The organism is Cyanobium sp. Tous-M-B4 (assembly GCF_024345395.1).
In the GTDB taxonomy this organism is placed as follows: Bacteria; Cyanobacteriota; Cyanobacteriia; order PCC-6307; family Cyanobiaceae; genus Cyanobium_A.
In genome coordinates, this window is sequence record NZ_JAGQBA010000002.1 from 108,243 (window position 1) to 132,044 (window position 23,802).

Annotated in this window: 29 protein-coding genes; 13 read left to right on the top strand and 16 right to left on the bottom strand. The window is 65.4% G+C overall.

Annotated features, from left to right (window positions below; all coding sequences use genetic code 11):
• Window positions 1–138: 138 nt before the first annotated feature.
• Window positions 139–1,023 carry a hypothetical protein gene (locus KBY73_RS03595; RefSeq protein WP_254935741.1) on the bottom strand — a complete coding sequence of 295 codons (885 nt, stop codon included), beginning with the start codon at window positions 1,021–1,023 and terminating at the stop codon, window positions 139–141.
• 127 nt (window positions 1,024–1,150) lie between these two features.
• On the opposite strand from KBY73_RS03595, the gene KBY73_RS03600 reads away from it, so the two are divergent.
• On the top strand, window positions 1,151–3,349 hold the full coding sequence (locus KBY73_RS03600) for an AAA family ATPase (RefSeq protein ID WP_254935742.1): 2,199 nt from the start codon (window positions 1,151–1,153) through the stop codon (window positions 3,347–3,349).
• 199 nt (window positions 3,350–3,548) lie between these two features.
• Window positions 3,549–4,448, top strand: coding sequence for a hypothetical protein (locus KBY73_RS03605; RefSeq protein WP_254935743.1), 900 nt, complete (start codon window positions 3,549–3,551; stop codon window positions 4,446–4,448).
• Between the two features lie 144 nt (window positions 4,449–4,592).
• Here the strand turns inward: KBY73_RS03605 and KBY73_RS03610 are convergent, their stop codons facing one another.
• A complete protein-coding gene (locus KBY73_RS03610) occupies window positions 4,593–4,733 on the bottom strand; it encodes a hypothetical protein (protein WP_254935744.1) in 141 nt (46 codons plus the stop codon).
• Window positions 4,734–5,350: 617 nt separating this feature from the next.
• Here KBY73_RS03610 and KBY73_RS03615 point away from each other — a divergent pair.
• Complete coding sequence (locus KBY73_RS03615; protein WP_254935745.1) at window positions 5,351–5,857, top strand: hypothetical protein; 507 nt, start codon at window positions 5,351–5,353, stop codon at window positions 5,855–5,857.
• A gap of 27 nt (window positions 5,858–5,884) precedes the next feature.
• Here the strand turns inward: KBY73_RS03615 and KBY73_RS03620 are convergent, their stop codons facing one another.
• The 3 genes from KBY73_RS03620 to KBY73_RS03630 form a co-directional block, all read right to left on the bottom strand.
• Entirely contained in the window at window positions 5,885–6,295 is a 411-nt protein-coding gene (locus KBY73_RS03620; RefSeq protein ID WP_254935746.1) for a PPC domain-containing DNA-binding protein, read from the bottom strand.
• On the bottom strand, window positions 6,292–6,816 hold the full coding sequence (locus KBY73_RS03625) for a GNAT family N-acetyltransferase (protein WP_396096683.1): 525 nt from the start codon (window positions 6,814–6,816) through the stop codon (window positions 6,292–6,294). Before KBY73_RS03625 ends, KBY73_RS03620 begins: the two co-directional genes overlap by 4 nt.
• Window positions 6,817–7,321: 505 nt before the next feature.
• Complete coding sequence (locus tag KBY73_RS03630; protein ID WP_254935748.1) at window positions 7,322–7,921, bottom strand: thermonuclease family protein; 600 nt, start codon at window positions 7,919–7,921, stop codon at window positions 7,322–7,324.
• A 140-nt stretch (window positions 7,922–8,061) separates the two neighbouring features.
• On the opposite strand from KBY73_RS03630, the gene KBY73_RS03635 reads away from it, so the two are divergent.
• Window positions 8,062–8,391, top strand: a complete 330-nt coding sequence (locus KBY73_RS03635) for a hypothetical protein (protein ID WP_254935749.1) — start codon at window positions 8,062–8,064, stop codon at window positions 8,389–8,391.
• 135 nt (window positions 8,392–8,526) lie between these two features.
• Window positions 8,527–8,973 carry a DUF4236 domain-containing protein gene (locus KBY73_RS03640; protein ID WP_254936195.1) on the top strand — a complete coding sequence of 149 codons (447 nt, stop codon included), beginning with the start codon at window positions 8,527–8,529 and terminating at the stop codon, window positions 8,971–8,973.
• Window positions 8,974–9,013: 40 nt separating this feature from the next.
• On the opposite strand, the gene KBY73_RS03645 is transcribed toward KBY73_RS03640, so the two are convergent.
• A complete protein-coding gene (locus KBY73_RS03645) occupies window positions 9,014–9,436 on the bottom strand; it encodes an NUDIX hydrolase (protein ID WP_254935750.1) in 423 nt (140 codons plus the stop codon).
• A gap of 9 nt (window positions 9,437–9,445) precedes the next feature.
• Complete coding sequence (locus KBY73_RS03650) at window positions 9,446–9,688, bottom strand: hypothetical protein (RefSeq protein WP_254935751.1); 243 nt, start codon at window positions 9,686–9,688, stop codon at window positions 9,446–9,448.
• Between the two features lie 104 nt (window positions 9,689–9,792).
• Here KBY73_RS03650 and KBY73_RS03655 point away from each other — a divergent pair, with 104 nt between their 5' ends.
• Together KBY73_RS03655 and KBY73_RS03660 are read left to right on the top strand one after the other, a co-directional pair.
• Entirely contained in the window at window positions 9,793–9,936 is a 144-nt protein-coding gene (locus tag KBY73_RS03655; RefSeq protein WP_254935752.1) for a hypothetical protein, read from the top strand.
• A 55-nt stretch (window positions 9,937–9,991) separates the two neighbouring features.
• Window positions 9,992–10,717, top strand: coding sequence for a glutaredoxin (locus tag KBY73_RS03660; RefSeq protein ID WP_254935753.1), 726 nt, complete (start codon window positions 9,992–9,994; stop codon window positions 10,715–10,717).
• Window positions 10,718–10,723: 6 nt separating this feature from the next.
• Here KBY73_RS03660 and KBY73_RS03665 read toward each other — a convergent pair whose 3' ends face one another.
• From KBY73_RS03665 to KBY73_RS03675, 3 genes are read right to left on the bottom strand one after another with little or no spacing between them, the layout of a single operon-like run.
• A complete protein-coding gene (locus tag KBY73_RS03665; RefSeq protein ID WP_254935754.1) occupies window positions 10,724–10,999 on the bottom strand; it encodes a hypothetical protein in 276 nt (91 codons plus the stop codon).
• Window positions 11,000–11,004: 5 nt separating this feature from the next.
• On the bottom strand, window positions 11,005–11,259 hold the full coding sequence (locus KBY73_RS03670; protein WP_254935755.1) for a DUF3721 domain-containing protein: 255 nt from the start codon (window positions 11,257–11,259) through the stop codon (window positions 11,005–11,007).
• Window positions 11,260–11,290: 31 nt separating this feature from the next.
• On the bottom strand, window positions 11,291–12,016 hold the full coding sequence (locus tag KBY73_RS03675) for a DUF305 domain-containing protein (protein ID WP_254935756.1): 726 nt from the start codon (window positions 12,014–12,016) through the stop codon (window positions 11,291–11,293).
• A 60-nt stretch (window positions 12,017–12,076) separates the two neighbouring features.
• Here KBY73_RS03675 and KBY73_RS03680 point away from each other — a divergent pair, with 60 nt between their 5' ends.
• Window positions 12,077–12,517: a MerR family DNA-binding transcriptional regulator gene (locus KBY73_RS03680; RefSeq protein WP_315858397.1), complete on the top strand. Its 441-nt coding sequence runs from the start codon at window positions 12,077–12,079 to the stop codon at window positions 12,515–12,517.
• A 51-nt stretch (window positions 12,518–12,568) separates the two neighbouring features.
• On the opposite strand, the gene KBY73_RS03685 is transcribed toward KBY73_RS03680, so the two are convergent.
• From KBY73_RS03685 to rppA, 3 genes are all read right to left on the bottom strand, one after another.
• Complete coding sequence (locus KBY73_RS03685; protein ID WP_254935757.1) at window positions 12,569–13,189, bottom strand: DUF305 domain-containing protein; 621 nt, start codon at window positions 13,187–13,189, stop codon at window positions 12,569–12,571.
• Window positions 13,190–13,434: 245 nt separating this feature from the next.
• Window positions 13,435–14,772, bottom strand: coding sequence for a cell wall metabolism sensor histidine kinase WalK (locus KBY73_RS03690; protein WP_254935758.1), 1,338 nt, complete (start codon window positions 14,770–14,772; stop codon window positions 13,435–13,437).
• Window positions 14,769–15,473, bottom strand: coding sequence for a two-component system response regulator RppA (rppA, locus tag KBY73_RS03695; RefSeq protein ID WP_254936197.1), 705 nt, complete (start codon window positions 15,471–15,473; stop codon window positions 14,769–14,771). The genes KBY73_RS03690 and rppA overlap by 4 nt, the downstream gene beginning before the upstream one ends.
• A gap of 120 nt (window positions 15,474–15,593) precedes the next feature.
• On the opposite strand from rppA, the gene KBY73_RS03700 reads away from it, so the two are divergent.
• From KBY73_RS03700 to KBY73_RS03715, 4 genes are all read left to right on the top strand, one after another.
• Window positions 15,594–16,166, top strand: a complete 573-nt coding sequence (locus KBY73_RS03700; RefSeq protein ID WP_254935759.1) for a hypothetical protein — start codon at window positions 15,594–15,596, stop codon at window positions 16,164–16,166.
• Between the two features lie 41 nt (window positions 16,167–16,207).
• Window positions 16,208–19,318: an efflux RND transporter permease subunit gene (locus KBY73_RS03705; RefSeq protein WP_254935760.1), complete on the top strand. Its 3,111-nt coding sequence runs from the start codon at window positions 16,208–16,210 to the stop codon at window positions 19,316–19,318.
• Window positions 19,315–20,388, top strand: coding sequence for a DMT family transporter (locus KBY73_RS03710; RefSeq protein WP_254935761.1), 1,074 nt, complete (start codon window positions 19,315–19,317; stop codon window positions 20,386–20,388). The genes KBY73_RS03705 and KBY73_RS03710 overlap by 4 nt, the downstream gene beginning before the upstream one ends.
• A 76-nt stretch (window positions 20,389–20,464) precedes the next feature.
• A complete protein-coding gene (locus KBY73_RS03715; RefSeq protein ID WP_254935762.1) occupies window positions 20,465–21,661 on the top strand; it encodes a chromate transporter in 1,197 nt (398 codons plus the stop codon).
• Window positions 21,662–22,120: 459 nt separating this feature from the next.
• Here KBY73_RS03715 and KBY73_RS03720 read toward each other — a convergent pair whose 3' ends face one another.
• Window positions 22,121–22,405: a DUF1651 domain-containing protein gene (locus KBY73_RS03720; protein WP_254935763.1), complete on the bottom strand. Its 285-nt coding sequence runs from the start codon at window positions 22,403–22,405 to the stop codon at window positions 22,121–22,123.
• Between the two features lie 7 nt (window positions 22,406–22,412).
• Window positions 22,413–22,697, bottom strand: coding sequence for a galactose oxidase (locus KBY73_RS03725; protein ID WP_254935764.1), 285 nt, complete (start codon window positions 22,695–22,697; stop codon window positions 22,413–22,415).
• 100 nt (window positions 22,698–22,797) lie between these two features.
• Here KBY73_RS03725 and KBY73_RS03730 point away from each other — a divergent pair, with 100 nt between their 5' ends.
• Window positions 22,798–22,992 (top strand): hypothetical protein, encoded by a 195-nt coding sequence (locus KBY73_RS03730; RefSeq protein ID WP_254935765.1) that lies wholly within the window; start codon window positions 22,798–22,800, stop codon window positions 22,990–22,992.
• Between the two features lie 3 nt (window positions 22,993–22,995).
• Here KBY73_RS03730 and KBY73_RS03735 read toward each other — a convergent pair whose 3' ends face one another.
• A complete protein-coding gene (locus tag KBY73_RS03735) occupies window positions 22,996–23,763 on the bottom strand; it encodes an RAD52 family DNA repair protein (RefSeq protein WP_254935766.1) in 768 nt (255 codons plus the stop codon).
• Window positions 23,764–23,802: the final 39 nt, after the last annotated feature.

Consider the following 23,802-nt stretch of genomic DNA (forward strand, 5'->3'; position numbering starts at 1 on the left):
CGCCCAGGCACCCCAGCCACGCCCCCGATCGGAGCCATCAGTGAAGAGCCGCCCATCACGGCAAACGCATTCGCTTCAGTCTGCGCTAGGCCGGGGCAAAAGACAGCCACTCCGCAGCCAATGAAACGCTGATCAGAACTAGTTTTCATGCGGATCTTGCATTGTTTCGGCTAAACGCAGCTGCTGGCGTAGTGCCCGCACGGCTTCACGGGCAGCAGAGCCGTTGGCCGCTCCCTGGGGCAGCAGCAGCCAGAGCTGCTCCACCAGCACCGGTTGATCAGCCAAGGGCTTCAAGCCATACCGCTCCAACCAGTGCGGCCCAACCAGCTCCGGGCTGATCGGCAGGGCCAACTGCCGGTCGCGGGCGCGCTTGATCCACGCTTCAGCCTCCTGGCAGGCCGCTGGCTGCTGCTCCACCCCATAGCCCTGGGCCGCTACGGCCTGATGCAGCAGGGGGGCAACAGCTCTACGGGGCAGCAGCACCCGGCGGCTGGTAGCTGCCGTGGCCACCAACTGCAGGCGCAGCTGGCCCAGCGGCAGCACCACCAGACCCTCCCAGTGCGGCAGCTGACCTGAGAGCAGCCTGCGCTCCAGGCAGAAGGAACTGAGCAGCGCTCCATCCAGCAGGCCATGACGCACCAGCTCCGCCCAGTGCTCCGCCTGGCGGCAGCGCGCTGGCACCTGCTGAATCCCGGCCAGGCCGTGCAGCAGGCGTTGGTGCAGCACATCGGTGCCGATACGCAGCAGCCCCTCCATCAAACGGTGCTCGCGGTAGGCCAGCCGCAGGTGCTGCAGGCAGGTGTTGTGCCCGTGGCGGCACACCGAGGAGCCCTGGCGCGGCACTAGCCGGAACTGCAGCTGCATCAACTGCAGGCTGCGACACACCGTGCTCTGGTGCATGGCCAGGGCAGCGCCGGCCTTGGCCTGGGAGCCGGCCAGCTCGAGAAAGTCGAGGATGTGCAGGTCTGCCAGCGCCGCGGGTGGCGCGTAACTGCTGACTGGAGGACTGCTGGAGCTGGCCACGGCTGGCTTGAACGTTGCTGGTTGCAGCGTCAGCGCCGCAGGACCAATCCGAGCTGTTTTTTGTGCGAAAAAGAAGCCGCCGGGTGAGGATGCGGCTTCTGTTGTGGGGTGGGAGTTGCCGTTGCCGATGACGCCTGCGCTGCGCTGCCACCTGCTGATCGGCCAGCCCGCCAGCGGCAAGACCACCTTGGCCAAGGCCCTGGCGCCCCTGCTCAGCGCCCCGGGTGAACCGCCGGCGCAGGTGCTCTCCACTGATGCGATCCGGGCGGAGGTCTTCGGGGATGCGGCGGTGCAGGGCCCGTGGGTGGACATCCAGCAGCGGCTGCACCAACGCATCCAGGAGTGTGTGGCCACCGGCATCCCGGTGATCGTGGATGCCACCCATGCCCGCCGCGCCTGGCGGCTGGCACTCACCCAGGCGCTGCCGCTACCCGCTCCCGTGGAGTGGATCGGCTGGTGGCTCTATACCGATCTGCCCACCTCGTTGGAATGGAACAGCCGGCGCGAGCGGGCCGTGCCGGTGCCGGTGATCCAGGAGATGGCAGCCGCCCTGGCCGATCCGCACTTCGGGCCAGCACGGGCCGAGGGGTTTGCGGCCATCTGTGCCGTTGTGCCCACCCACCACAACGATCTGACAGCGGTGCTGCAGGCCGAACTGGCCGGGCTCGACCAGCGGATTCGCTCGGCCACCAACCGCGAGCGCAAGCTGCAGCGCCACGGCTACTCGCGCCTGCTGGATCTGGAGCGGCTGCTGCACCTGATCCGGCTACTCAGCACCTGGCCCGATCTGGCTGCCACCGACCCCGCCAGTGCAGAAGAGCTGGAGGCGATCCTGTCGCCCTTGCCTGTGGGCGATCTAGCGGACCGTGCTGCGGCTTTTCTGGGGAGGCTGCACGGAGCCTGTTTTGCCGATGCCAGCGCCCTTCGCAATGACCTGGCCTGGCTGGAGGCCAATGGCTTCTGCAGCGCCATCCCCAGCACAGCCCCCATTCAGCTGGCGGCTGCGCCGCGTGCCACCGGCCCCATCCATGGCGGGCTGCCGCCGATGGGCGACGGGCCGGTGTTTGTGCGGGTGATGACCCTGCTGCGCCACCTGCTGCAGGTGCCGTTTGATCGGCCAGCCGAGCGCGGCAGCAACCTGCATCAGCACCTGATCAGCGCCACAGAAACGATCCCCGGCGCCTATCTGCCGGGCGAAACGGCCACCCTGCGCAAGGACCTCGAAAAACTCCTCACCCCCTACGGCTTCCGCAACCGCAACGACAACGTGCGCCATGGCTACTGCCTGGGCGCTGCGGTGCTGTCGCCGGCCCGGCTGCGGGAGGTGCACAACGTGGTGCAGCAGGCGGCCGGACGGCTGGCCGATCCATCGGCGCAGGACCTGTTGAGTGAGCTGGATGAACGGTTGGGCTGGGCTGGCATCAGCGCCGATGGCCTACCGCCGGTGCGCAGCTACGCCCGCCATGCGGTGGTCGACACCCAGCTGGTGCGCCGCGACTCCCTGGCCGCACCCCGCCGCGCCGAGGCGATCGAGGCAGCGATCTTCGAACATCGCCGCGTGCTGCTGCAGCGCTACCCCGGCGTGGGCAGCTTTGCCGATAGCCCCGCCGGTGAGCTGCGGGTGTGGCCGCTGCAGCTGATCTTTCACAACGTGGGCTGGTATCTCCTCTTTGAGGAGGACCAGGTGGGGCGCGAGCAGGGGTTGATCCGCAGCGAACGGCTCGATCGCCTCGCCATGGCCCGCGCCGATGGCGACCTGCGCCGCAACCAGGAACAGCACGCCGCCGCCATCAACCGGCTGGAGCGCTTGCTGCACCACAGCGGCGGCATCTTCTTCGGCAGTGATCTGGAGCAGCAGCTGGCGGTGGCCAGCAGCTCAGCCCAGCGCCGCAGCCAGGCCCTGGTGACCCTGCGCTTCTGCTGCAGCCCCTGGGCCTTTGCCTTCATTCGCGAGGGCCTGCAGCGCTACCCGATCGAGCACACCCGCTTCTCCAAACCCTTGTCCAGCGACAGCTGGTGGCATCACCCCAAGGCGCCGCACGTGCTCGAGCCCGGGGCCGCGGATGCCAGCCACCCCTACCCGGTGGAGCTGGATCTGCCGCCCTGGACTGTGGCCGCCGACATCGACCTGCGGAGCTGGCTGTTTGCCTTTGGCGGCGGCATTCGCATCGAGCAACCGGATGCGCTCAGACAGGAGCTGCTGCAGCGCTGCCAGGAGGCGATCGCAGCCAATGGCGGGCCAGCAAGCCCAGCCAGTGCCGCGGGCCAGCCCTCCCAGCGGACTGCTTTTGCGAACCGACTGCACCAAGAGAGGCCGTTGTTGTAATCACGCCTGAACTCAATACGACCGCAAGAGGTCTTGTTTTGATGCGGATTTCGCATGGCTACAACCATTCATCACGACGCTTCTGAATGGCGCGCATCAGCGCCTAAATCAAGGCGTGAGCCCAGCTGTGGCCAATAGGAGCACTTGCATCGTGAAGAGAACGCATGGTCCGCTCGGCCTGTTCGCCGCAGCTGCACTGTTGAGCAGCCAGCTTCCGGTGCTGGCGGATGATCTGCCGCTGTATTGCAAATATCCGCCGGGTCGCGGACTCACTCCTGAGCAGGAAGCCCGCTGCGCTGAAGACCCGGCCAAGGCCCAAGCGGCCAAGAAGAAAGCAGATGAATTGCAGCCACCCACCTATCCCTTCTCCCGCGCCGGCTTCCTGACGGTTGAACCAACCAGCGGGAAACAGATTGGCTTGACGCTGCTCTCCAAAGACGGCAGTGAGATCACCTTCGATTACGGCAAGAACAAAGAGAGCCTGGTGCTGAAGCCGGCCGAGATCATCAGCTGGAAATCGGCCAACGCAGGCTCAGGAACCGACGCCAGCAGCGCCGTGAGCGTTGCCGTCGCGGGCGCCTTGTTCTTCTGGCCGATGATGCTGGCGGCCCCGTTCATGGTGAAGAACTACACCATCACCGGCTTTCAGGTTGAGACCATTGATCGGCTCGGCAAAGATGTCAGCCTTGATTTCGCCACCATCGAAAGCCCCAGACCAGCGATGGAGCTGCTGCGGTTTTCCACGGGTCTGACGGCAGGCACCAGACGCGGACCTGACACCACCAAACCGCTCTACGAGGCCGGACTCAAGCAATCGCTGCTTGAGCTGGAGACCCTCAAGAAACCGCTTCTGGTGGTGAACAACAAAAAGCCGTGGTGCTCAACCATCAAGCTCAGCGACAATCCAGACAGTGCCGCCTACAAGGGCATGGTTGAGCACATCAACGCCTTGCGCCGCAAGCTGGAGCTGCCACCCGTGCAAGACCTGGCAACCCAATCGACCGATCAGCAGTGGGAGGCCTATCTGGATTCCAAGCCAGGCCTGAGGCAATGGGCGGCGACCTACAAGCAGCAGGCAGAGATGCTGAAACAGTGCTGATCGATCGGCGCCAGCATCGGCGGCGCCTGTAGCCCGAGCGAGGCCCTCGCCTGAGCAGCAAGGGCGCAGGCACTGGGTCTGGAAACGATGCACAAGCTGCATCTTTTTTGTCGGCACCCTTGAGCTGCCACGGGGGACGGAGGCTCATGGAAGCGGGAATTCCATCGCCACTGGCGCTAGATCGAGGGCCGGCACTTGCCAGGTGGCGCGAATCCCGAACCACGCCAATCGGGCCATGGCGCAGCTATCGGTGCGCAGTTGCAGACAACGATGCACGAACTGCATCGAAATTCCGCGACTGGCCGGCGGCAATGGCGCGAACCGGCGCCGGATTGACGCGACCCGCCAGATCCGCAATTGTCACACCTACTAGAAGTGAGACAACTGAGGAGACCGCAAGACCCGTTGCGCCGCAATTGATCTTAAAAGTGTGGATTATTTTTCGTTATACGGGCCCGTGGTGCGCAGCCCTCAGACACTCGCGCCAAGTAATCACCAGCGCGCGATTCTAGGCCCACCCACCAAACATTTAATCTTTGCTTCAGGGTCTGGTTGGGAATTGACACCACCACTGGTGGTGGCGGGTGGTTCAGGACCCCACCAGTGCTGATAGAACTGATGGGCGCCTTGGCAAGGGGCGGCACTCCCGGTCACGGCCGGGCGAAACGGGGAGTCCCGGGCTTTTCGCAAAGAAAAGGCCCAGGGAATCTGACCTCCCTAGGCCTCCCCTTGAAGGGTGCTGGTTCTTATCAGCAGTTTCATGGTGACCCATCGACCGCCTTTTGCGCGCCATTCGCGACACATCTCAGCAATTGACCCCAGCCCCTTGACAGAGCTGTCGGGGCAGGTCAATCCATCTCTACCCAGCCGGCACCGTTCTGGTGTGGCCTGCATCGCTTCCGATGCTGCTGCCCAGTCCTGCGCTGCACACACCGGAGGTGGCCTGCATGACTGAGCCTCTCCCCACCCGCTGCTTGCTGCATCAAGTGCTGTACCAACGCACCTCGCCCTACGGCGACCCGTACGCCGTGGCTCTGATGATCGATCCTGCCGGCAACACCCATACGGCACTGGCCTGCAGCAAGTTCTTCGGCGATCTCGACAGGCTCACTGAGTTGGAGGGCCACGAGGTGAACCTGTTGCAAACCCCCAACGGCTTGAAACTCAGGCCGTGGGCGGAACAGACCATCGAGGCCAGTGACAGCTGCGATGAAACCTGTTGTTCATCGCCGTCGTTGGAACCCGGCGAACTGCCAGACCCCCTGTTTGCAGAGGAAGATCCACCAGCGAGCAGCACGGCTGCGAGCACAGGATCGGCAGCCTCTGCCTTCACGGACCTGGCCACCACCGTGGCCAAGCTGGCGCGGGATCTCAAGCTCCCAACGGCCATGTGGATTCACCTCCCGTAGCGGCGCCCCCCGTCAGCGCCCAGGAGATCAGCGCAGGCCCGGAGCTTGAGGACTGATCCGCAGTTCGGCGTAGCCAGTGACTGGATCCAGCTCCCGTTGGAACCGCCACTCCGGCAGAAGGCCAATCACCAGCTCGGCGGTGGTACTCACCAGTGAGCTGAGGCCGAGGTGCCCGCCGATGACGGCACCGCTGCTGTCTGCGATCGCAATGTGCAGATGGGCGCCATCGGGCGAGAGGGTGCCGGAGAGGCTGATGATCTCCAGCTCGCCGCAGATCGTCGTGGTCTCAGATGCTCCGGCCAGGCGCAACTGGGCTACCGACAGGCTGCCGACGGCGCTGATCACACACCCCGCCTGCGCCTGCTGCTCGCCCATCCAGGCTTCCAGGGCCCGGCGCAGGTCGTCGCCCGGATGCAGCCGCAGCGGCACCACCTTCATGGCTTGGGCACCTCCATCAGGCCCTGGACCATCACCAGCGCATCGACGTAACCCAGCTGCCGGTGGCGGAACGCCCCCGGCAACGTGCCGACCACCTGAAAGCCATTGCGCTGCCAGCAGCGGATGCCGGCGGTGTTGGTGCTCACCACCAGGTTGAACTGCATCGCCCGGAACCCCAACCGCCGCGCCGCCTGGAGCGAGTGCTGGCAAAGGCGGCTGCCGATCCCCCGCCGGCGGCAGTGCTCGGCCACCACATAGCCCGCGTTCGCTACATGGGCGCCGAGAGCGAGGGAGTTGGGCCTCAGGTAATAGGTGCCCACCAGCGCGCCAGTGGCATCCACCGCCACCATCACCGCCTGGCTCTGCTCCACCCAGGCCTGCAGGGCCTCGGCTTCGCTGATCGCCGGGTCGTGGGGGAAGGTTTCACCAGCGCGGAACACCGGCTCCAGCAGCGCCCACACCGCCGGCCAGTCGGCCGGCCCCAAGAGACGGATCTGCAGTGGCGATGGAGCGGGAGTCAGAGATCAGGTGCGCTGCACGGGTGATTGTCTCGCCAACAGGAAGGCGCCCCGTAGGGGGCGCCTTAGCACCGGTTGCGGCGGTCACCTACTCACACCAAGGGCTGCCGGTCGGGTGTCTGTGGTTCACGCATGCCCTGTCAGGGGCCTGGCAGGGAAGGAAAGGAGATCACGTCTGGGGGACGAGATGCTCAAGGCTTGACCGTCTCGGTTGTGATCCCGACCCGGGTTATGCAGCCCGGGGTGTCAACACGCGAGGAACAGAACTGGCGTATCGCTCTCTGCGGCTACGGGATGACGCTCGCGCCGCGTCACCACGTTCACCTTGTGTGTGTCGCATCGTTGGCGCACCTCCGTTGTGCGCACCGGCTCGGGTGATCCCTGGCCGGACTCTGTTGGAGGTGAAGGCCGGGTTGGCTCCCATCCCTTCCCTCAACTTCAACGTACGCCCCTTTTCAGCTGGCGGTGGCCCACTGGAGTGCCTGTTCCCGTACCAGCTGAAACCCAGTCAGCGCAACGAATCACACGCCTCGCCATCACCGTTGCCATCGAGATAGCTGTGCCCCTGGCGCAGCAACTCCTGGGCACGGTCGTAGGAGCCGATCTCGCTGCAGCGGTAACGCCGCCCACCGGGAGTGGTGCCATCGGAGATGCTGCGGCCCCGTGGGCTCCGGCGGAAATCCCACGGTCGGGTGATGCCGCCTTCCACCTGCCACACCCCATAGCGATGCCGGCTGGTCCGGACCTCGGCATCCAGATACTTCTTGGCGTTGCAGCCACCCAGGTACTGCCGGTAAGCAAAGGCCTGGCCGTCTTCCACCATCACCAGATTGAGGTTGATGTCACTGATCACCTCGGCCACCGTGCGGCCGTAGCGGTCGGTGGTCTTGACCTCGAGGGTCACCTCACGGCCGATCGGCAGCCGTTGCTGTAGGTAGCGCCGGGCCTGCTGGCCCCACGGACTCTGGGCCGTCTCGGGGGCATCGATGCAGGCGAGCCGCACGGTCAGAGCCCGGCCGGCTTGGCGCACACGAATCGTGTCGCCGTCGCCGATGGAAAGCACGGTGGCCCTGACGCTTTGGCCCTGGACCTCAGCCGGCCAGACCACGGACGCCCAGAGCGCGACACCCAGCAGAAACCACCTGACCATCGCCGGAGTTTGCACCGGCGCCGTTTCCATGCAGCTCCTGCATCGCCTGGGTGGACAGGGGTGATTCACGCCAATCTGGGGCTCTGTCTATGTCTGCGATGGGCCGCACTCCCCTGCTGATCGCCCTTGCTGTCGCGGCTCTTGCAGCCGGCAGCGGTCTGGCCCAGCAACCGGTGAGGCCCCTCCCGAAAGTGGGAGGGTGCCCATTGGGCTACTACAGCTCTGGCAGTTACTGCGTGCCCAGCAGCAGCGGCAACACCCGCGGGGCGATCGAAAAGAGCGGCAACAGCTGCCCGCTGGGCTTCTATTCCTCGGGCAACTACTGCCTCAGCAGCCCGAGCAACGAGCGCGAGGCGATCCAAAAGAGCGGCAACTCCTGCCCGCTGGGCTGGTTCAGCTCCGGCAGCTACTGCGTCAAGAGCCGCTGATCGCCATGGGCTTCCGCTTCCGCCGCTCCGCACGCCTGGGGCCTCTGCGCTTCAACTACCGCTTCGCGGGCCTACGGCTACGCCAAGGGGGGCCTCAGCTCGATCTCCGTTGGCGGGCGCGGAGCCTCCTTCAACATCCCGGTGAGCCGCAGCGGCGGGGCCCGTACCACCGTGGGGCTGCCGGGCACCGGCTTGAGCTGGAGCGTGGAGCACACGCCCGATCGCCCTGCCGCACCCCCAGCTGGCTCTGCAGCGGGCCTGCCCAACAGCCGGCGGCTGCGGCCCGGTCAGCTCGATGCCCTCAAGCAGTCGCTGCTTGAGGTTCTGCACAGAGAGCTGTTCGCTCTCAGTTCCACCGGGGAGCAGCTCTGGCAGCACGCCCTGGTGAGCCGACTGCTTGCTGATGGCTCCCTCTCGGTGCGAACGGCTGGCCTGCTGACCCTGGTCGAGACGCCTGAGGCGATGGAGGCCTACCTGCTACGAGCCCAGGGGCAGGACGATGCCAAACGCCGGGCCCAGCGCTGCATCGCGGCGGTGCAGCAAGCCTCAAGCCTGGCCGCTGGGCGTGGCTGGCTCTCCTGACCTGACAAGGGCAGGTCCAACGCTCCAGGCTTTGTTGTGGTCAGCCCTCTTCTTGGAGTACGTGCTGCATCACCTCCAGCAGTCCATCGGCCAGGGGGCGATGGGCGGCGAGCTTGGTGCTCCAGATCGATCCCGACAGGAGTTCCTCCGGGCTCACCAGGCCCAGGTCCTGGCCCTCCAGCAGCTGCAGCTGCTCCAGCGACACGGACAGCTCACCTCGATACACATGGGCCGTGCGCCGGTGGATGTGATGCACCATCACCAGCTCCACAGCGAGGGGCTGCCAGCTGATCTCCTCCAGGAGCTCCCGCCGCAGTGCCTGCTCCGGCGTTTCGCCTGGATCGAGGTGCCCGCCAAAGAGTCCCCAGCAACCGGGGGCGACGATGTTGGGGATCTCGTCGCGCAGCTGCATCAGCCAGCGACCATCCCGCTGCAGCATGGCCAGGGCGACTTCAACGGCCATGGCTCGAGCTCAGGCTGCGGCCGGCCGGCGCCGCTGCGTGGCATAGACCGCTGCTCCACCAGCCGCCAGCACGACGCCACCGCTGATGGCCAGGAACACCAGGGTCTGGAGCAGCAGTAGGAAGATCCCCAGGGCCGAACCTGCCGCGACCTGAATCCTGGCCTTGATCAGCAGGGTGAGGAGCACCAGCACAGTTGCCTTGAGGGCGAGAACCTTCGCGGTGGTGAGTGGGCAGAACGGGTTGGGGAGCATGGCGGGCTCGCTGTTTTCCCCATGCTGCTGGCCTCAGAGCCGCCCCGCGGTTGCCGTTCACTGGGGAGAGCCCGCTGTTGGGGAAAACCTTTCCAGCCCTGCTGGTGTTTCTCGTTCCAGAACTTGAGCGCATTGCCCAGGTTGAGCGCGATACGGCGTTCCCCCTAGGCCAAAGCGTGCGCCTGGAGCCGTGCCTCCGGCTGATCTCCAGCCGCGGACCCTCACGCGACCCGGACAACCGCCCTTGACTCTCCAGTGACTGGAGCACTCAGGCTGAAGGGATCCCGTTCTCCCTGGCTGCCCATGGATGCCGCGACCCTTGAGGCTGTCCGCCTCTACCGGATGGATCTTCCGGATCACCCCTGCCCCTGGGGTCTGCGGGCCCTTCATCTGCTGCAGGAGCAGCACATTCCCTTTGAGGACCATCGCCTCACTAGCAGCGAAGAGGTGGACGCCTTCAAGGCGGCCCATGGGGTGGCGACCACGCCCCAGGTGTTCGCAGGGCAGGAGCGGATCGGCGGGTACACCGAGCTGGCCGCACGGCTGGGGGTAAGGCCGGAAACGGCCGAGATCTTCTATACGCCGGTGGTGGTGGTGTTCGGCACTGCAGCTCTCATGGCTCTGGTGCTGAGCGCTGGGGTCAGCGGCTTCATGGGGTTCGCCATCTGCCTGCTGGCCATGCTCAAGCTGATGGATGTGGAGGCCTTCGCGGCCAGCTTCCGTAAGTACGACCTGCTCAGCCAGCGCTGGCGTCCCTGGGGACAGCTCTACCCAGGCATCGAGCTGCTGGTGGGGCTCGGTGTACTGATGCATCCCCTGGTCAACACCGCATCGCTGCTGGTGGGAGCCGTGGCGGTTCTGCTCGGTGCCATGGGCATGGTGTCGGTGGGCAAGGCCGTGTTCATCGATCACCTGGCGCTCAACTGCGCCTGCGTGGGCGGCAACTCCAAGACACCCCTCGGCGTGGTGAGTTTCGCCGAGAACCTGATCATGGCCGCCATGGGAGCCGTGATGCTCGCAGGCGGCTGAGGGGGCTCAGGTGCGTGCCCGGCCGCTGGAGAGGAGCATGGCCAGCCCGGAGGCGATCACCACAAGGGTGAGGCCGCCGAGTAACAGCGAGTAGTAAGGCTGAAGATTGATGGGGCCGAACTTGCCGGTGTGGATCTTGAGCAACCAGAAGGCATCGATCCCCCGCTCCAGAAGCAGGCTGTAGAGGGAGCCACTGGCCGCCGTTAGCAGCAACGGCGCGGCGGCCAGCGGAACCACGACGCGATGGGCCCGACGGAACCGGGCGCTGAGGGCTCGCGGCATCGGCCTCACTCTTGCCTCAGTTCCTTGTGCAGCATCGCCTCACCGCCGCAGGGCATCCACAGCCCATTGTTCTGATGCGTGCCCTTGCAGCCCAGCTCCTTGGCACGCTGCTCCGCCTCGGCCTGGGTCTTGTACATGCCCTTGGCGTGGGCCAGGGCCTGGCCTGGCAGCTGCAGAACAGACAGCAGTGCTAAGGCACCTACAGCGAGAGGTTGCTTGCGGATCCAATGGATACACACGTGTGAGAACAGGTAGATCATTTGTAGATGATTGACAAGATGCGGGTGGTAATCAGAACGAGAAAAGTGCGTCGAACTGGTAGTACTCAGGCTTGTCGAGTCCGTCATGCCTGAGCATGCGACGCAACTCAAGAATCTCGCGGCGTTGGGCGACGATGATCTGCCGCGCCAGGCGCTGAATGGTGGGGTTACTGCTCTTCTTGAGCGCATCGTGGGCCATCACCAGCGCACCGCCGTGGTGGGCGATCATTCCTTCTAGAAACCAGGTGACGCGGTTGTCCTTTCTTGGTGTGGAGCCCGTCATCTGCATCGCCTGAATCTGGGCAGCGCCCATGCGCTCCAGGCTTTCCATGCTGTTGGGATCGCCACCGGTCTTCAAGGCCACGGGATAGACGGGTGCCTCGGGGTACCAGGCCTTACGCCATTGCCCCATCGCCTTGATCTCCTGGGCCTGATCCCGCCAGATCTCCTTCCCCAGCGAGCCCACGCCGGGCACGCCGATGTCAAACACAAACTCACTCATGCGTAGGGCGCCGGTGTGGTGCTGCACCATCGCGTCGAGCCAGCGCAGGTCGTAGGTGGCTCCGGCGGGGCCGACATCGTGGTTGTGGGCGCTGTGGTCCATGGGTGCGACAGCCGGCGCTGATCCCGGCGCGGGAGCCGGAATACCCATCTGATGGTGTTGATGGTGGCCGTGATGGGGATCCATCTGGGCCAGGGTCGGAGCTGTAGCCCCAAGCAGGCCCAGCAGGGCAGTGGAGACGGGGGCGAGTCGCATGAAAACAGCTGGGGCAGCATCCAGCATTTAGCCTGCAACCTCCAGCTAGGGGAGAGTCAAGTGGCTGCGCGACATCCAGGGAGCCTTCTGCCCGGGGAGCTCGACAAAATCGGCGCTGTAGCCCGCCGCTCGGGCCTGACGGTCAAGACCATCCGCTTCTACTGCGATGAAGGGCTGATCCAGCCGATCAGCCGCAGCGAGGGCGGCTACCGGCTCTTCGATGACGGGGTGTTCTCGGAACTGGCCCTGATCCGCACCCTGCGGGCCATGGAGCTCCCGCTGACGGATGTCCGGCAGATCCTCGAGGCGCGGCGCTCGGGCGTCTGCACCTGCAGCGACCTGAAGGCGCGGATCCGCAGCAAGGCCGGTGAAATTGGCGAGAAGATCACAGCGATGCAAAGCCTGCAATCTGAGCTGTTTGCCCTGCTCAACAGCTGGGAAGTCTGTGGGGGCCGTACGCCGGTTGCTCCCACCCCCGTGCTGGTCGCCGCCGACCGCTGAGCTGGGCGTTTGCCACCTGACCGGGGCGGACTGGGACAACCCCTGGCGCTTTCAGTGGTTCGCCGTGCCGAACCACTGCTGATACCAGCGGGCCATCTGTTCGATCTCCTCGCTCTGCACCCGCACCATCGCCGCTTCCAGCTCCCGCAGCTCGGGATGGACGGTGCCCCACTGGGCATGGGAAGCCATCATCACGCCCATGCGGTGGTGGGCAATCATTTGCTCGAGAAAGGCCCGATCGAAGTCGGGAGCCGTGCGGAGGGAATCGAGGCTGGTGGAGAAGCCGGGCATTCCCATGCCCATACCGCCCATTCCCATGCCGCCCCTCATGCCCATCCCCTGACCCGGCCAGGTGGGCACGTCGCTGCCGTACCACTGGCGATACCAGCGGCGCATCTGGGCATTCTCCTGGCTCTGACTGGTGCGGATCCTCTCCGCAAGGCCCCGGATCTCCGGTCGCCTGGAGCGCTGCAGGGCCAGCTCCGCCATGGCGATGGCTCCCTCGTGGTGGGGAATCATCATCACGATGAAATGGGCATCGGCGGAACGCTGGCCCATCGGCATGCCACTCCGGCCACTACCAGGGGGCATCGCGGTGGTCGGAGCCGCGGTGCCGGCCTCAGCGCTAGGGGCGCTTGGGCCCGCCTGAACGGAGCTTGCCAGAACCAGCAAGGCCGCTGCCGCTGGAGCGATGCCTTTCAACGAACGCCCCCTCCCTACGCCGCAACGATTCAGACACCGGGCCATCGGCACCTCCGTTGAGCTGCTGATTCCAGCCTGGCCGGATTGGGCGGCAGGAAGGTTCGATGCAGCACAAGGGACACAGGGCCGCTGGCGAGACCGAGCTTCCACGGGGGCTGGAGGGGGTGCTGGGTGGAGCCGCAGAGCTCCATTCGGGTTAAAAAGGCTGCACCGGATCAGGGCAAACGCTTTTCAGCAGAAAGCCGCAGGGAAAACGTCGCGCCGTGTCCCGGTGTCGACTCCACACGGATGACCCCGCCATGGCGTCGGGCGATGGCCTGGGCGATCGCCAATCCCAGGCCGGTGCCCCCCTGCTGACGGCTACGGGCGGGATCGAGGCGATGGAACCGCTCAAAGATGCGCCCCTGGTCCTCCACTGGGATACCAGCGCCGCTGTCCTGCACGGACAACTGGATCTCCCGGCCGCGGCGCTGCAGACCTACCAGGACCGTGCCGCCAGCCGGGCTGTGCTGCAGGGCATTGCTGAGCAGATTGATCAGCAGGCGGCTCAATTCCGAATCCAACCCCAGAACGGTGGCGTCGCCCACCTCGATCGCCGCTTGCAGGGTCACCGTCGCCGCGGCGGCCGCTTCGCTGAAGTCCTCCAGTACGTCCGCGCAGATCTCCGCGAGGTTGCAGAGTTGCCTGTGGCTGCCGTGGGCGGGTCGCTCCAGGCTGGCGAGCAGCAGCAGATCGGCGATCAGCTGCTGCAACCGGCGTCCCTGGTTCAGCATTTGATCCAGGCCCCCCCCGCCGTTGCGTTCCGCTTCGAGCAGGGCCAGGAGGTTGGCCAGCGGCGTGCGCAGCTCATGGGCGACATCGGCACTGAACTGCTCCTGCCGGCGGTAAGCCTCCAGCAGGGGCGCCATCGCCAGGCCCGCCAGCCACCAGCTGGCCAGGGCCATTCCTGCCATCGCCAGAGCGAACACGCCGTGGCCCAGCCACCAAAGCCGGCTGGCCTCAGCATCAAGGGGTGCCAGGCTGCGGCTGATCTGCAGGGTGCCCCAGTCCTGCTCACCGCTGCCATGGGCCTGGTGCAGATGGATTGCGTAGCTCAACAACCGCTCACCCCCAGGCAAACGCTGCTCTAGCCACACCGGCTCCGGCCGGGCAGGCCCTAGGGCGCCAGGCGAGGCGGCCAGCAGCTGGCCGCGGGCATTGAAGATCCGCAGCTGGAAACGGGCCGGATCGGCGGCGCTGATGGCATGGCGCTCGATCAGGGCATCAGCGGCCGGACAGGCCTGACCCACCAGACACAGGCCCGGGAGCACCGCCGCCAATGCCGCAGACGGCACGGCCACTGGCGGCAAGCTGGGTTTGAGGCTGTCGTGCAGGGTGCCGGCAACGGTCTGCAGTTCGCGGCGCAGGGCGGCTTCCCGCTCCTGCAGCAGCAGGCGCGCCATGGCGAAACCGGCGCCGTACAGAATCCCGCCCATCACCAGCAGCGAGAGGGCAGCCAGGCGCAGCCGAGCTCGCCACAGCAGTGCCGGAGCCGGTGAGCGGTTGGGGCTCATGGCTCGTCAGGGAGCCGGGCCAGGAAGCGATAGCCGCGGCTCGGCACCGTTTCGATCGGGGAGGCCAGGCCATGGGCCGCCAGTTTTCGACGCAGCAGCCGCACTTGGGCAGCCACCACATTGCTCACCGGATCCTGATGCAGATCCCAGAGCTGGTTACGCAGTTGCGAGCCGGGGATGATCCGCTCAGGGTGCTCCAGGAAATAGGCCATCAGCTGCTGCTCCTTACCAGCCAGAGGGATCGTCACCACACCATCGGACGAGCTGACCTGCAGCTGGCCGGACTGGGGATCGAACCGGTAGGGCCCCACCTCCAACACGGGCTCGCGGTACCTGGGCTGGCGGCGTTGCAGGGCCCGCACCCGCGCCAGCAGTTCCTCCATCGCGAAGGGTTTGCTCAGGTAGTCATCGGCGCCGGCATCGAGCCCCTCCACCCGATCGGCCGTCTCGGCCCGGGCCGTGAGCAACAGCACGGGCAAGTCGAGACCGGCGGCGCGGGCGCGGCGGCAGAGCTCAGGGCCGCTCAGCCCCGGCAGCATCCAGTCCACGATCGCTAGCTCATAGCGGGCCAGCTCACCGCTGAGCAGCGTCCAGCCCTCCAGCCCATCGCTGCAATGGTCCACCACGTGGCCCTGGTGCTGCAGCACGGTCTGCACGGCGCCGGCCAGCTCCTGCTCGTCTTCCACCAGCAGGATCCGCAGCGGCATCAGGTGGAAGCTGAGACCGGCGGATGCTAGTGGGCACAGGCGATTTCACCTGTTTTTCATTCCTACTGCGGCATCCTCTGCGGGTTCTTGTTCTGCCCTTGCGGCAGCAGCAGCATGCGCGCCCTTCTTCTGGCCGGCGGCCTCAGCCTCGGAACTCTGGCCCTGGGTGGGTTCAGCCCGGCCATGGCCCACGTGGGTCATGGCGATGAGTTTCAGCAGCAGGGGAACGTGCGCCAGGTGAAGGCCAGCGCCGAGATCGATTCCATGCTGGGGATCACCACCGCTCCTGCCACGGAAGCCGGCGGCGTGGTTGTCATTCCGGTCGCTGCGGTGGTGGATGCGGATGGCAAGCCCCTGGCCTTCGTGAAAAGCGGCACCACCTACGACCCGGTGTTCCTCCATACCGGAGCCAGCCAAGGCGATGAGATCGCCATCACCGACGGCAGCATCGCGCCTGGAGACGAGGTGGTGACCCAGGGGGCCCTCTCGCTCTACGCCGAATCGAAGAAGAGCCAGAGCGCCGGCGCAGCTAGTGCGGCTGCCCCTGCTGCATCCTCTGACGCCTCTGCGACCCAAGCCACGCCAACGGCCGCCGGAGGCCTCAACCGCCTGGTGATCGGGGCCGGTGCTGTGGTGATCGTCCTTGGTGCTGGGGTTGTGGTCTCCCGGCTGGGCAAGAAGAACTAACCCCCGACCCTTGCTCTCTCTCCGCCTCCCAACCCTTTCTCATGCTGGAACGCCTGCTCAATCAGACGCTGCGGACCTCGATCGCCAGGCGCTGGCTGGTGGTTGTGGCCGCCGTGCTGATCACTCTCTGGGGCCTGTCGATCCTCAGCCGGATGCCCCTAGATGTGTTCCCCCAGTTCGCCCCTCCCCAGGTGGATGTGCAGACCACAGCCGATGGTCTGGCACCGGAAGAGGTGGAACAGCGCATCACCGTGCCGATTGAATCGGCCGTCAATGGCCTGCCGGGAGTGGAAACGGTGCGCTCCTCCTCAAAGGTGGGGCTCTCGATGGTGCAGGTGGTTTTCGATCAGAACGCCGACATCAATCGGGCGCGGCAATCGGTGGCGGAACGCCTGCAACAGATCGAGGCGGAGCTGCCTGCCCAAGCCAGCTCCCCGGCCATCTCACCCCTCGTGTCTCCCCTGGGCACGATCCTGCAGTACGCCTTCACCCTGGAGGGCGGCGGCCCCACGACGCCGATGGAGCTGCGCCGGATCGTCGCCACCACCTTCAACAACCAGATCCTGGAAGTTCCCGGTGTCTCCCAGGTGACCCTGTATGGCGGTGAGGAGGCCCAGCAGCAGATCCAGATCGATTCTCAGCGACTTCAGGCCCGCCAGGTGTCGTTGCAGGCTGTGGCCGAGGCGGCAACGGCCGCCAGTGCCAATGCCCCGGGCGGTTTTCTGATCGCCGGCGGGCAGGAGAAGCTGATCCGCGCCAGCGGCCAGGCGGGCAGTAGTGAGGATCTCGCTGGTTCTGTGGTGACCAACAGCCAAGGCCAGGCGCTGCGGATCGGTGATGTCGCCGAGGTGCGGCTGGCCAGTGCCCTGAAGCGCGGTGATGGCAGCTTCAACGGCAAGCCGGCAGTGGTGCTGATGATCAACAAACAGCCAGACATCGACACGCCAAGGGTGACCCGTGAGGTGGAGGAGCGGATCGCCGCCCTCAGCAAGACTCTGCCGGCTGACATTCAGGTGAAGCGCACCTTCCGGCAGGCCAATTTCATTGACACCGCGATCAAGAACGTCAGCACTTCCTTGATCGAAGGGATCCTGATCGTATCCGTGGTGATGGTGCTGTTTCTAATGAACTGGCGCACCGCCGTGATCACCCTCAGCGCCATCCCCCTGTCGCTCGTGATCGGGCTGATGTTGATGCGCGCCTTCGGGCTGGAGATCAACACCATGACCCTCGGTGGTCTGGTGGTGGCGATCGGCTCGGTGGTTGACGACGCCATCGTCGACATGGAGAACTGCTACTCGGGGCTGCGCCGCAACCAGGTGGCCGCCCAGCCCAGGAATCCCCTGCAGGTGGTGTTCGAAACCTCCGTGGAAGTACGCCAGCCGGTGCTCCTGTCCTCCGTGATCATCGTGGTGGTGTTCGCCCCGATCTTCAGCCTCTCGGGAGTGGAAGGGCGGATCTTTGCGCCCATGGGGCTGGCCTACCTGTTCTCGATCGCGGCCTCCAGCCTGGTGGCACTGACGCTCACACCAGCGCTCTGCGCCATCCTGCTGGCAAATACACGCCTTCCGGCCGAGAACACCTGGGTGGCCACTTGGGCCGAGCGGGCCTACAGGCCCTTGCTGGAGTTCTCGCTGTTGTCGCCCAGGCGCGTTCTGGCCGCTGCTCTGGCATTCGTTGTGGTGGCCTGTGCCATCTTGCCGAGCCTCGGGCGGGTGTTTCTACCGGAGTTCCGTGAGAAATCTTTGGTGAACTCGATGGTGCTCTATCCCGGAGTGTCCTTGGAGATGACCAACCGCGCCGGCCTGGCTCTCTCCAAGACCCTCAAGGCCAGCCCTTTGTTCGAGTGGGTGCAGGTGCGAACCGGCAGGGCCCCTGGTGATGCCGATGGAGCAGGCGTGAACCTGGCCCATGTGGATGTGGAATTGAGCGACGAGGCGATGAAGGATCGCCCTGCTGCCATTGCCGAACTACGCAACGCCTTCCTGAAGCTGCCCGGGGTGGCCCCGAACATCGGCGGTTTCATCTCCCACCGCATGGATGAGGTGCTCTCAGGGGTCCGCAGTGCGATCGCCATCAAGGTCTACGGCCCCGATCTGGCGGAGCTGCGCAGGATCGGCGAGCAGGTGCGCGATGCGATCGAGCCGATCCAGGGGGTGGTGGATCTGCAGCTCGAACCCCAGTTGCCGATCCAGCAGGTGCAGATCGCCTTCGATCGCCAGGCCGCCACGGCCAACGGGCTAACGATGCAGCAGCTCGCCGATGCGGTGGAGATCGCCCTCAATGGCAAGACGGTGGGCCAGGTGGTGAGCGACGGCACCGACCGCACCGATGTGGTGGTGATGCTCCCCGAAGACTCCCGCAACAGTCTTGATGCCCTGCGAGCGCTACCAATCGCCACCCCCGCCGGCACCATGCTGCCGCTGGGAAGCCTGGCCCGCATCGACTATGGCCTGGGCGCCAATGTGGTCAACCGTGAAGACGTGTCGCGGTTAATCGTGGTGTCCACCAACGTCAGCGGCCGGCCGCTGGGCACGGTTGTGGCCGACATTCAGAACACCATCGACAGCAAGATCAAACTGCCAAGCGGCTATTTGATTCGCTACGGCGGCCAGTTTGAGTCGGAGGAACGGGCCACCACCAACCTGCTGCTCTACAGCCTCTTGGCCATGGTGGTGATCGCCGTGTTGATGTTCGTGGCCGTGAAATCACTACCGGCCACGCTCGCGATCCTGATCAATCTGCCGCTGGCTCTTGTCGGGGGTCTGGTGGCCATCCTGCTCACCGGAGGGGTTCTCTCGGTGGCCTCCCTGATCGGCTTCATCACCCTGTTCGGGGTGGCGGTCCGCAATGGCCTGCTGCTGGTGGATAACTACAACCGCCGCCATGCGGAAGGCATGGAGCTCAAGGAGGTGATCCGCGCTGGCAGCCTGCAACGCCTCAATGCGATCCTGATGACGGCCCTCACCTCTGCCCTCGGCACGCTGCCCCTGGCTTTGGCCTTTGGGGCCGGAAACGAGATCCTGCAGCCCCTGGCGATCGTGGTGCTGGGTGGTCTGATTACCTCCACCCTGCTGACCCTGTTGGTTCTCCCTGCGCTCTACGCCCGTTTCGGCCGCTGGTTGCTGCCCAGGGCTATCTCTGAAGCATGAGAACAGAGCGTCCAGGGCAGTTAGCCGGCCTCGGTGCCGCCGTGCTGTTCGGCTGCAGCGCGCCGCTGATCAGCACCCTCACCGGCTCGGGCTCGGCCCTGAGCATCGCGGGCCTGCTCTACGCCGGCGCCACCATGGCCTTGCTGGCAGTTCGGTTGGTTCGAGGGACCCAGGCGGAAACCCCAATCCGCCGTGAAGACTGGCCGGCCCTCGCCGCGCTCACCTTGCTGGGTGGCGTGGTGGGTCCAGTCGCGCTCGTGCTGGGTCTGGCCCGCTTGCCGGCCACCGCCAGCTCGCTGCTGCTCAACCTGGAGGCGGTGTTCACCTTGGCGATCGCCGTGCTGGTGGGGCGCGAGCATCTGGGGCGGCGTGGCCTGGTTTCGGCGCTGCTCACCATCGCTGGCGCGGTGGTGTTGTCGCAGGGATCGCTCCGTGGTGCCACGGCCATCGGCTGCGCCCTGATCGCCCTGGCCACCCTGGCCTGGGGCATCGACAACAACCTTAGCCAGCGCCTCAGCCTGCGCGATCCGATCCAGATCGCCACCGCCAAGGCCGCTGGAGCGTGCTTGCCGATGTTGGCTCTGGCCCTGCTGCTGGGCCAGGCCTTTCCGCCCCTGCCGGTGAGCCTGACTCTGCTCGGCATCGGCGCCCTGGGCTACGGCATCTCGATCTGGCTGGATCTGCTGGCCCTGCGCGATCTGGGGGCGGCCCGCGAGGCCGTGCTGTTCTCCACCGCACCGTTCGTGGGGGTGCTGTTTGCTCTGGTGGTGCTGCGGGATCCGCTCACCTGGCCCGTGCTGATCGCCGCGGTGCTGATGGCCGCTGGCGTGGTGCTGCTGCTGCGCGAGCAACACAGCCACTGGCATCGCCACGAGCGGCTGCGTCATGCCCATCGCCACCGCCACGATCCCCGTGATGGCGATCCCCATCACCAGCACGACCATGCCCCGGCCGATCTGGAGGGCTTCCCCGCTGATCGCCCCTTCTGGCATGCCCATGAGCACGGCCACCAGGCGCTCGAGCATGGTCACCCCCATGTGAGCGACGCCCATCACCGCCATCAGCACTGAGCGTGTGAGACCCGTTCGGCGCTGCTGCGCCTGATCAAGTCCAGTCCCTCTCAAGTTTCTGCAACATCACACTTCCATGGCAGCAGAGATCAACGCGAACCAGGCTCCCGGAGCACCGCACTACTCGCTGGCTGACCTGATCCGTTATTTCCTCCTACTCGGAACGACGGGATTTGGCGGACCGATTGCGCTGGTGGGCTACATGCACCGCGATCTCGTGGAAGACCGAGGCTGGATCAGCGAGGACGGCTACCAGGAAGGCCTGACCCTCGCGCAGGTGGCACCAGGCCCCTTGGCAGCGCAGTTGTCATTTTATATGGGCTACATCCATTACGGCTTGCTGGGTTCAGCACTGGTGGGGCTGGCATTTGTTCTGCCCTCCTTTCTGATGGTGGTTGCCCTGGGTTGGGCCTACACCAGCTACGGCGGGCTGAGCTGGATGCAGGGCGCTTTCTATGGAGTCGGTGCCGCCGTGATCGGCATCATCGCCATCAGCGCCTACAAGCTCACGAACAAAACCATCGGACGTGACTGGTGGCTCTGGGCGGTCTACATCGTTAATGCAGCTTCTACTGTGATCAGCGAATCAGAGCGCATTGAGTTCATTCTGGCCGGTGGTGCACTGATCTGGTTTTTGCGTACACCGCCAAGCCAGCTATGGAATAGAAATAAATTGCACGGCCTCAGTGCACTGCCCCTGCTACCGATTCTTGCCGCTGTGCCCGTGGCCACCGCTGGACTGCTAAGCAAGATCTTCTGGTTTTTTGCCACGGCCGGCGCATTTGTCTTTGGTAGTGGCTTGGCGATCATCCCGTTCCTTTATGGCGGGGTGGTCAAGAACTTTCAATGGCTGGATACGCAACAGTTTCTGGATGCTGTTGCGGTGGCAATGATCACACCGGGCCCTGTCGTCATTACAACAGGATTCATCGGATTTCTGGTGGCAGGGTTTTCCGGTGCCTGCGTGGCATCCCTCGCCATGTTTCTCCCTTGCTACCTCCTGACCGTTATCCCAGCGCCGTATTTCCGTAAGCACGGCAAAAATCCGGCAATTGCGGCGTTTGTCAAAGGCGTCACCGCTGCTGCAACCGGAGCCATTACGGGGGCCGTGATCGTGCTGGCGCGTCAGTCCCTACAGGATCTACCAACCGTGTTGATCGCCATCACAGCGCTGTTCAGCCTGTGGTTCTTCGGTCGGAAGCTACCCGAACCACTGGTGGTGGCGGCTGCGGCGGTGCTCGGGATTCTGATCTTTCCGTTGACACACGCCTGAGCAACGAGACCGCCTCTGTGACGTAGTTCCTGCTTCCATTTGCCCTCATCTGAGCAGATGACCTCCAGCCAACCAAAACCCCCGAGCTGGGGGCCCGGGGGTTTTGGTGGCGGGTGTTGAACCTGCTGGCATTGGCACCTGGGGCCGAGCATTCCAGGTGTGAGGCAGTTGGTTCTCCGGTGGGCACCTGAAGCGGTGCGGATGGAGTGTCGACGGTTCAGGCAAACATTTGGTGTCTGAACTGACGACCCGCCCACGGATGGGGGAAGACTGTTGGAGCAGGGGCCTGCAGTCAGCGTTGCTTCTACGCGTGCTGAGGTGGGTTGTCAGCCATCGGTGGCTCCTCCCTGGGTTGATGGAACCAGATTCGCTCCGCCAGCAGCCCCGCACAATCGGCCATTGCACGCATTGCCCTGGGCTGCAGAGAGGAGCAGCGTGGGTGGTTTGGGCTGCTCCTCCTCATGCCCGAGGTGGTGGTGGCGGATCCCACTGGGGTGCACAGGCCCGCCACCCCTGCTGACGCCTTTCGGACCAGAGCTTGATCGCCTGCTGGCGGCTGAGCTCCTTGCGCCGCTTGAGGAGGGGCGGCGCGCCGTTTGGCATCACCTCCCCGAGCGTCACCTCCAGTGACTGGCTCCAGCGGTCGTAGCGGCGCGGCTGGAAATGCAGGACCTGACGGCCATCACTGATCCAGCCCTCCTGCGGGGAGAGCGGCGGCCGGCCGGTCCTGTCCGTGACATTCATCGGCCGCTCACACCACCTCCGGCGCCCAGCCGCGGCTGAGCGTCATGTCGTCAGTCCAGCCCTGGCAGCGGCTGGTGAGGTTCTCGCCGTGGGCGATCAGCCCTTGGTGCAGCTGGCATGTGAGCACGGGGATGCAGTTCACCCCGGCGTGATGCCTGAACCAGTGGCAGGTCATGCAGACCTTGCGGCTGCGGGTCTTGAGCAGCACGGCCTCATCGAGGTAATGCCACTCCTCGATAGGGATTTCAAGCCGGGCGGCCAGGGCCGCAGGCCGAGGCAAGGGGATACCCATGACCCATTCCAGACGCGTACATCTGTACTAGCACGCGCAACTCGGAATGGCGGCCACGGCCCATCGACCTAGGTACGGTTCAGGCAAAGGAGGCGTGTCGATGCTCCGCGAACTCGTGCTGGCCATTGGCATCCCCCTGCTGGTGCTGCTGCTGGCGGTGCTGGCCCTGGAGCAGTGGCGTGATCAGCTGCCGGCCTGGCTGCAGCGGTTGGCCGAGCGCCCGTCCTGGCTTTGGAACACCGGCATCGGGCTGATCATCGGCCTGTCGCTGCTGCGCTGGCTGCTGCAGCGCTGATGCTCAGGCCGCCAGCGCCTGGCGTTGGCCCGCAGGGTGCACCGATCGGTGCGAAACCAGAAACGCTTCGATCCAGTCGTGGTGGCGTCGCTGGCAGATCCGATCGGCAATCGAAGCCGCATCGTCCGGCACCTGAAAGCGTTTGCGGAACGCCTTGGTGAACCCTTCCAGAGCAGGACGGGGCAGGCCACGGACGGTGGCCAGGATCTGCTGGACGGTGGCTGGATCAAGGGGCTCCAGGCCTACCTCCGCCATGGACTCGACCGCGGTGCTGTTGCGCTGAGGCGCCGGTGCGTGACGGACTGGTGTGGGAGCAGTTGAGCTGGTGACCTCCCGCTGCTGCTTGTCGTAGAGCGCCAGCCCAAAGGGATTGCCGAAGGTCATCAGTGCCCGCTTCATGGCATCGGTTTCGGCCTCCTTGAGGGCGGACTCGTGGGCCTGGCCCAGGTCGGCGTCGATGCCGTGGCCAGCGCCGCTGCCCTCGCGGATGACATCGCCGACGCGGATGCGCACCCGGGCGGTGTAGGTGACACCCCAGCCTGCGCGGTTGCCGCTGCCCAGGGTGCGTTCGCGTTCAGAGACGCACTGCACGGCGATGGTTTCGCGCTGCCAGCCGTCGAAGCCAAAGATGCGGTTGGCTTCGGCGATGGCTTGCCAACCCTCCAGGTAGGCCAGGGACCGCCCGGCCTGGCTGCGGGTCTGGACCTTGGCGCGATCGAGTGGAGCGGAAAGGGCAGCGATCTGTTCAGGGGAGAAGACAGCGGTGGCCATGGAAATGCTGCGATGTGAGAAGGGATTTGGGTGGAAGGG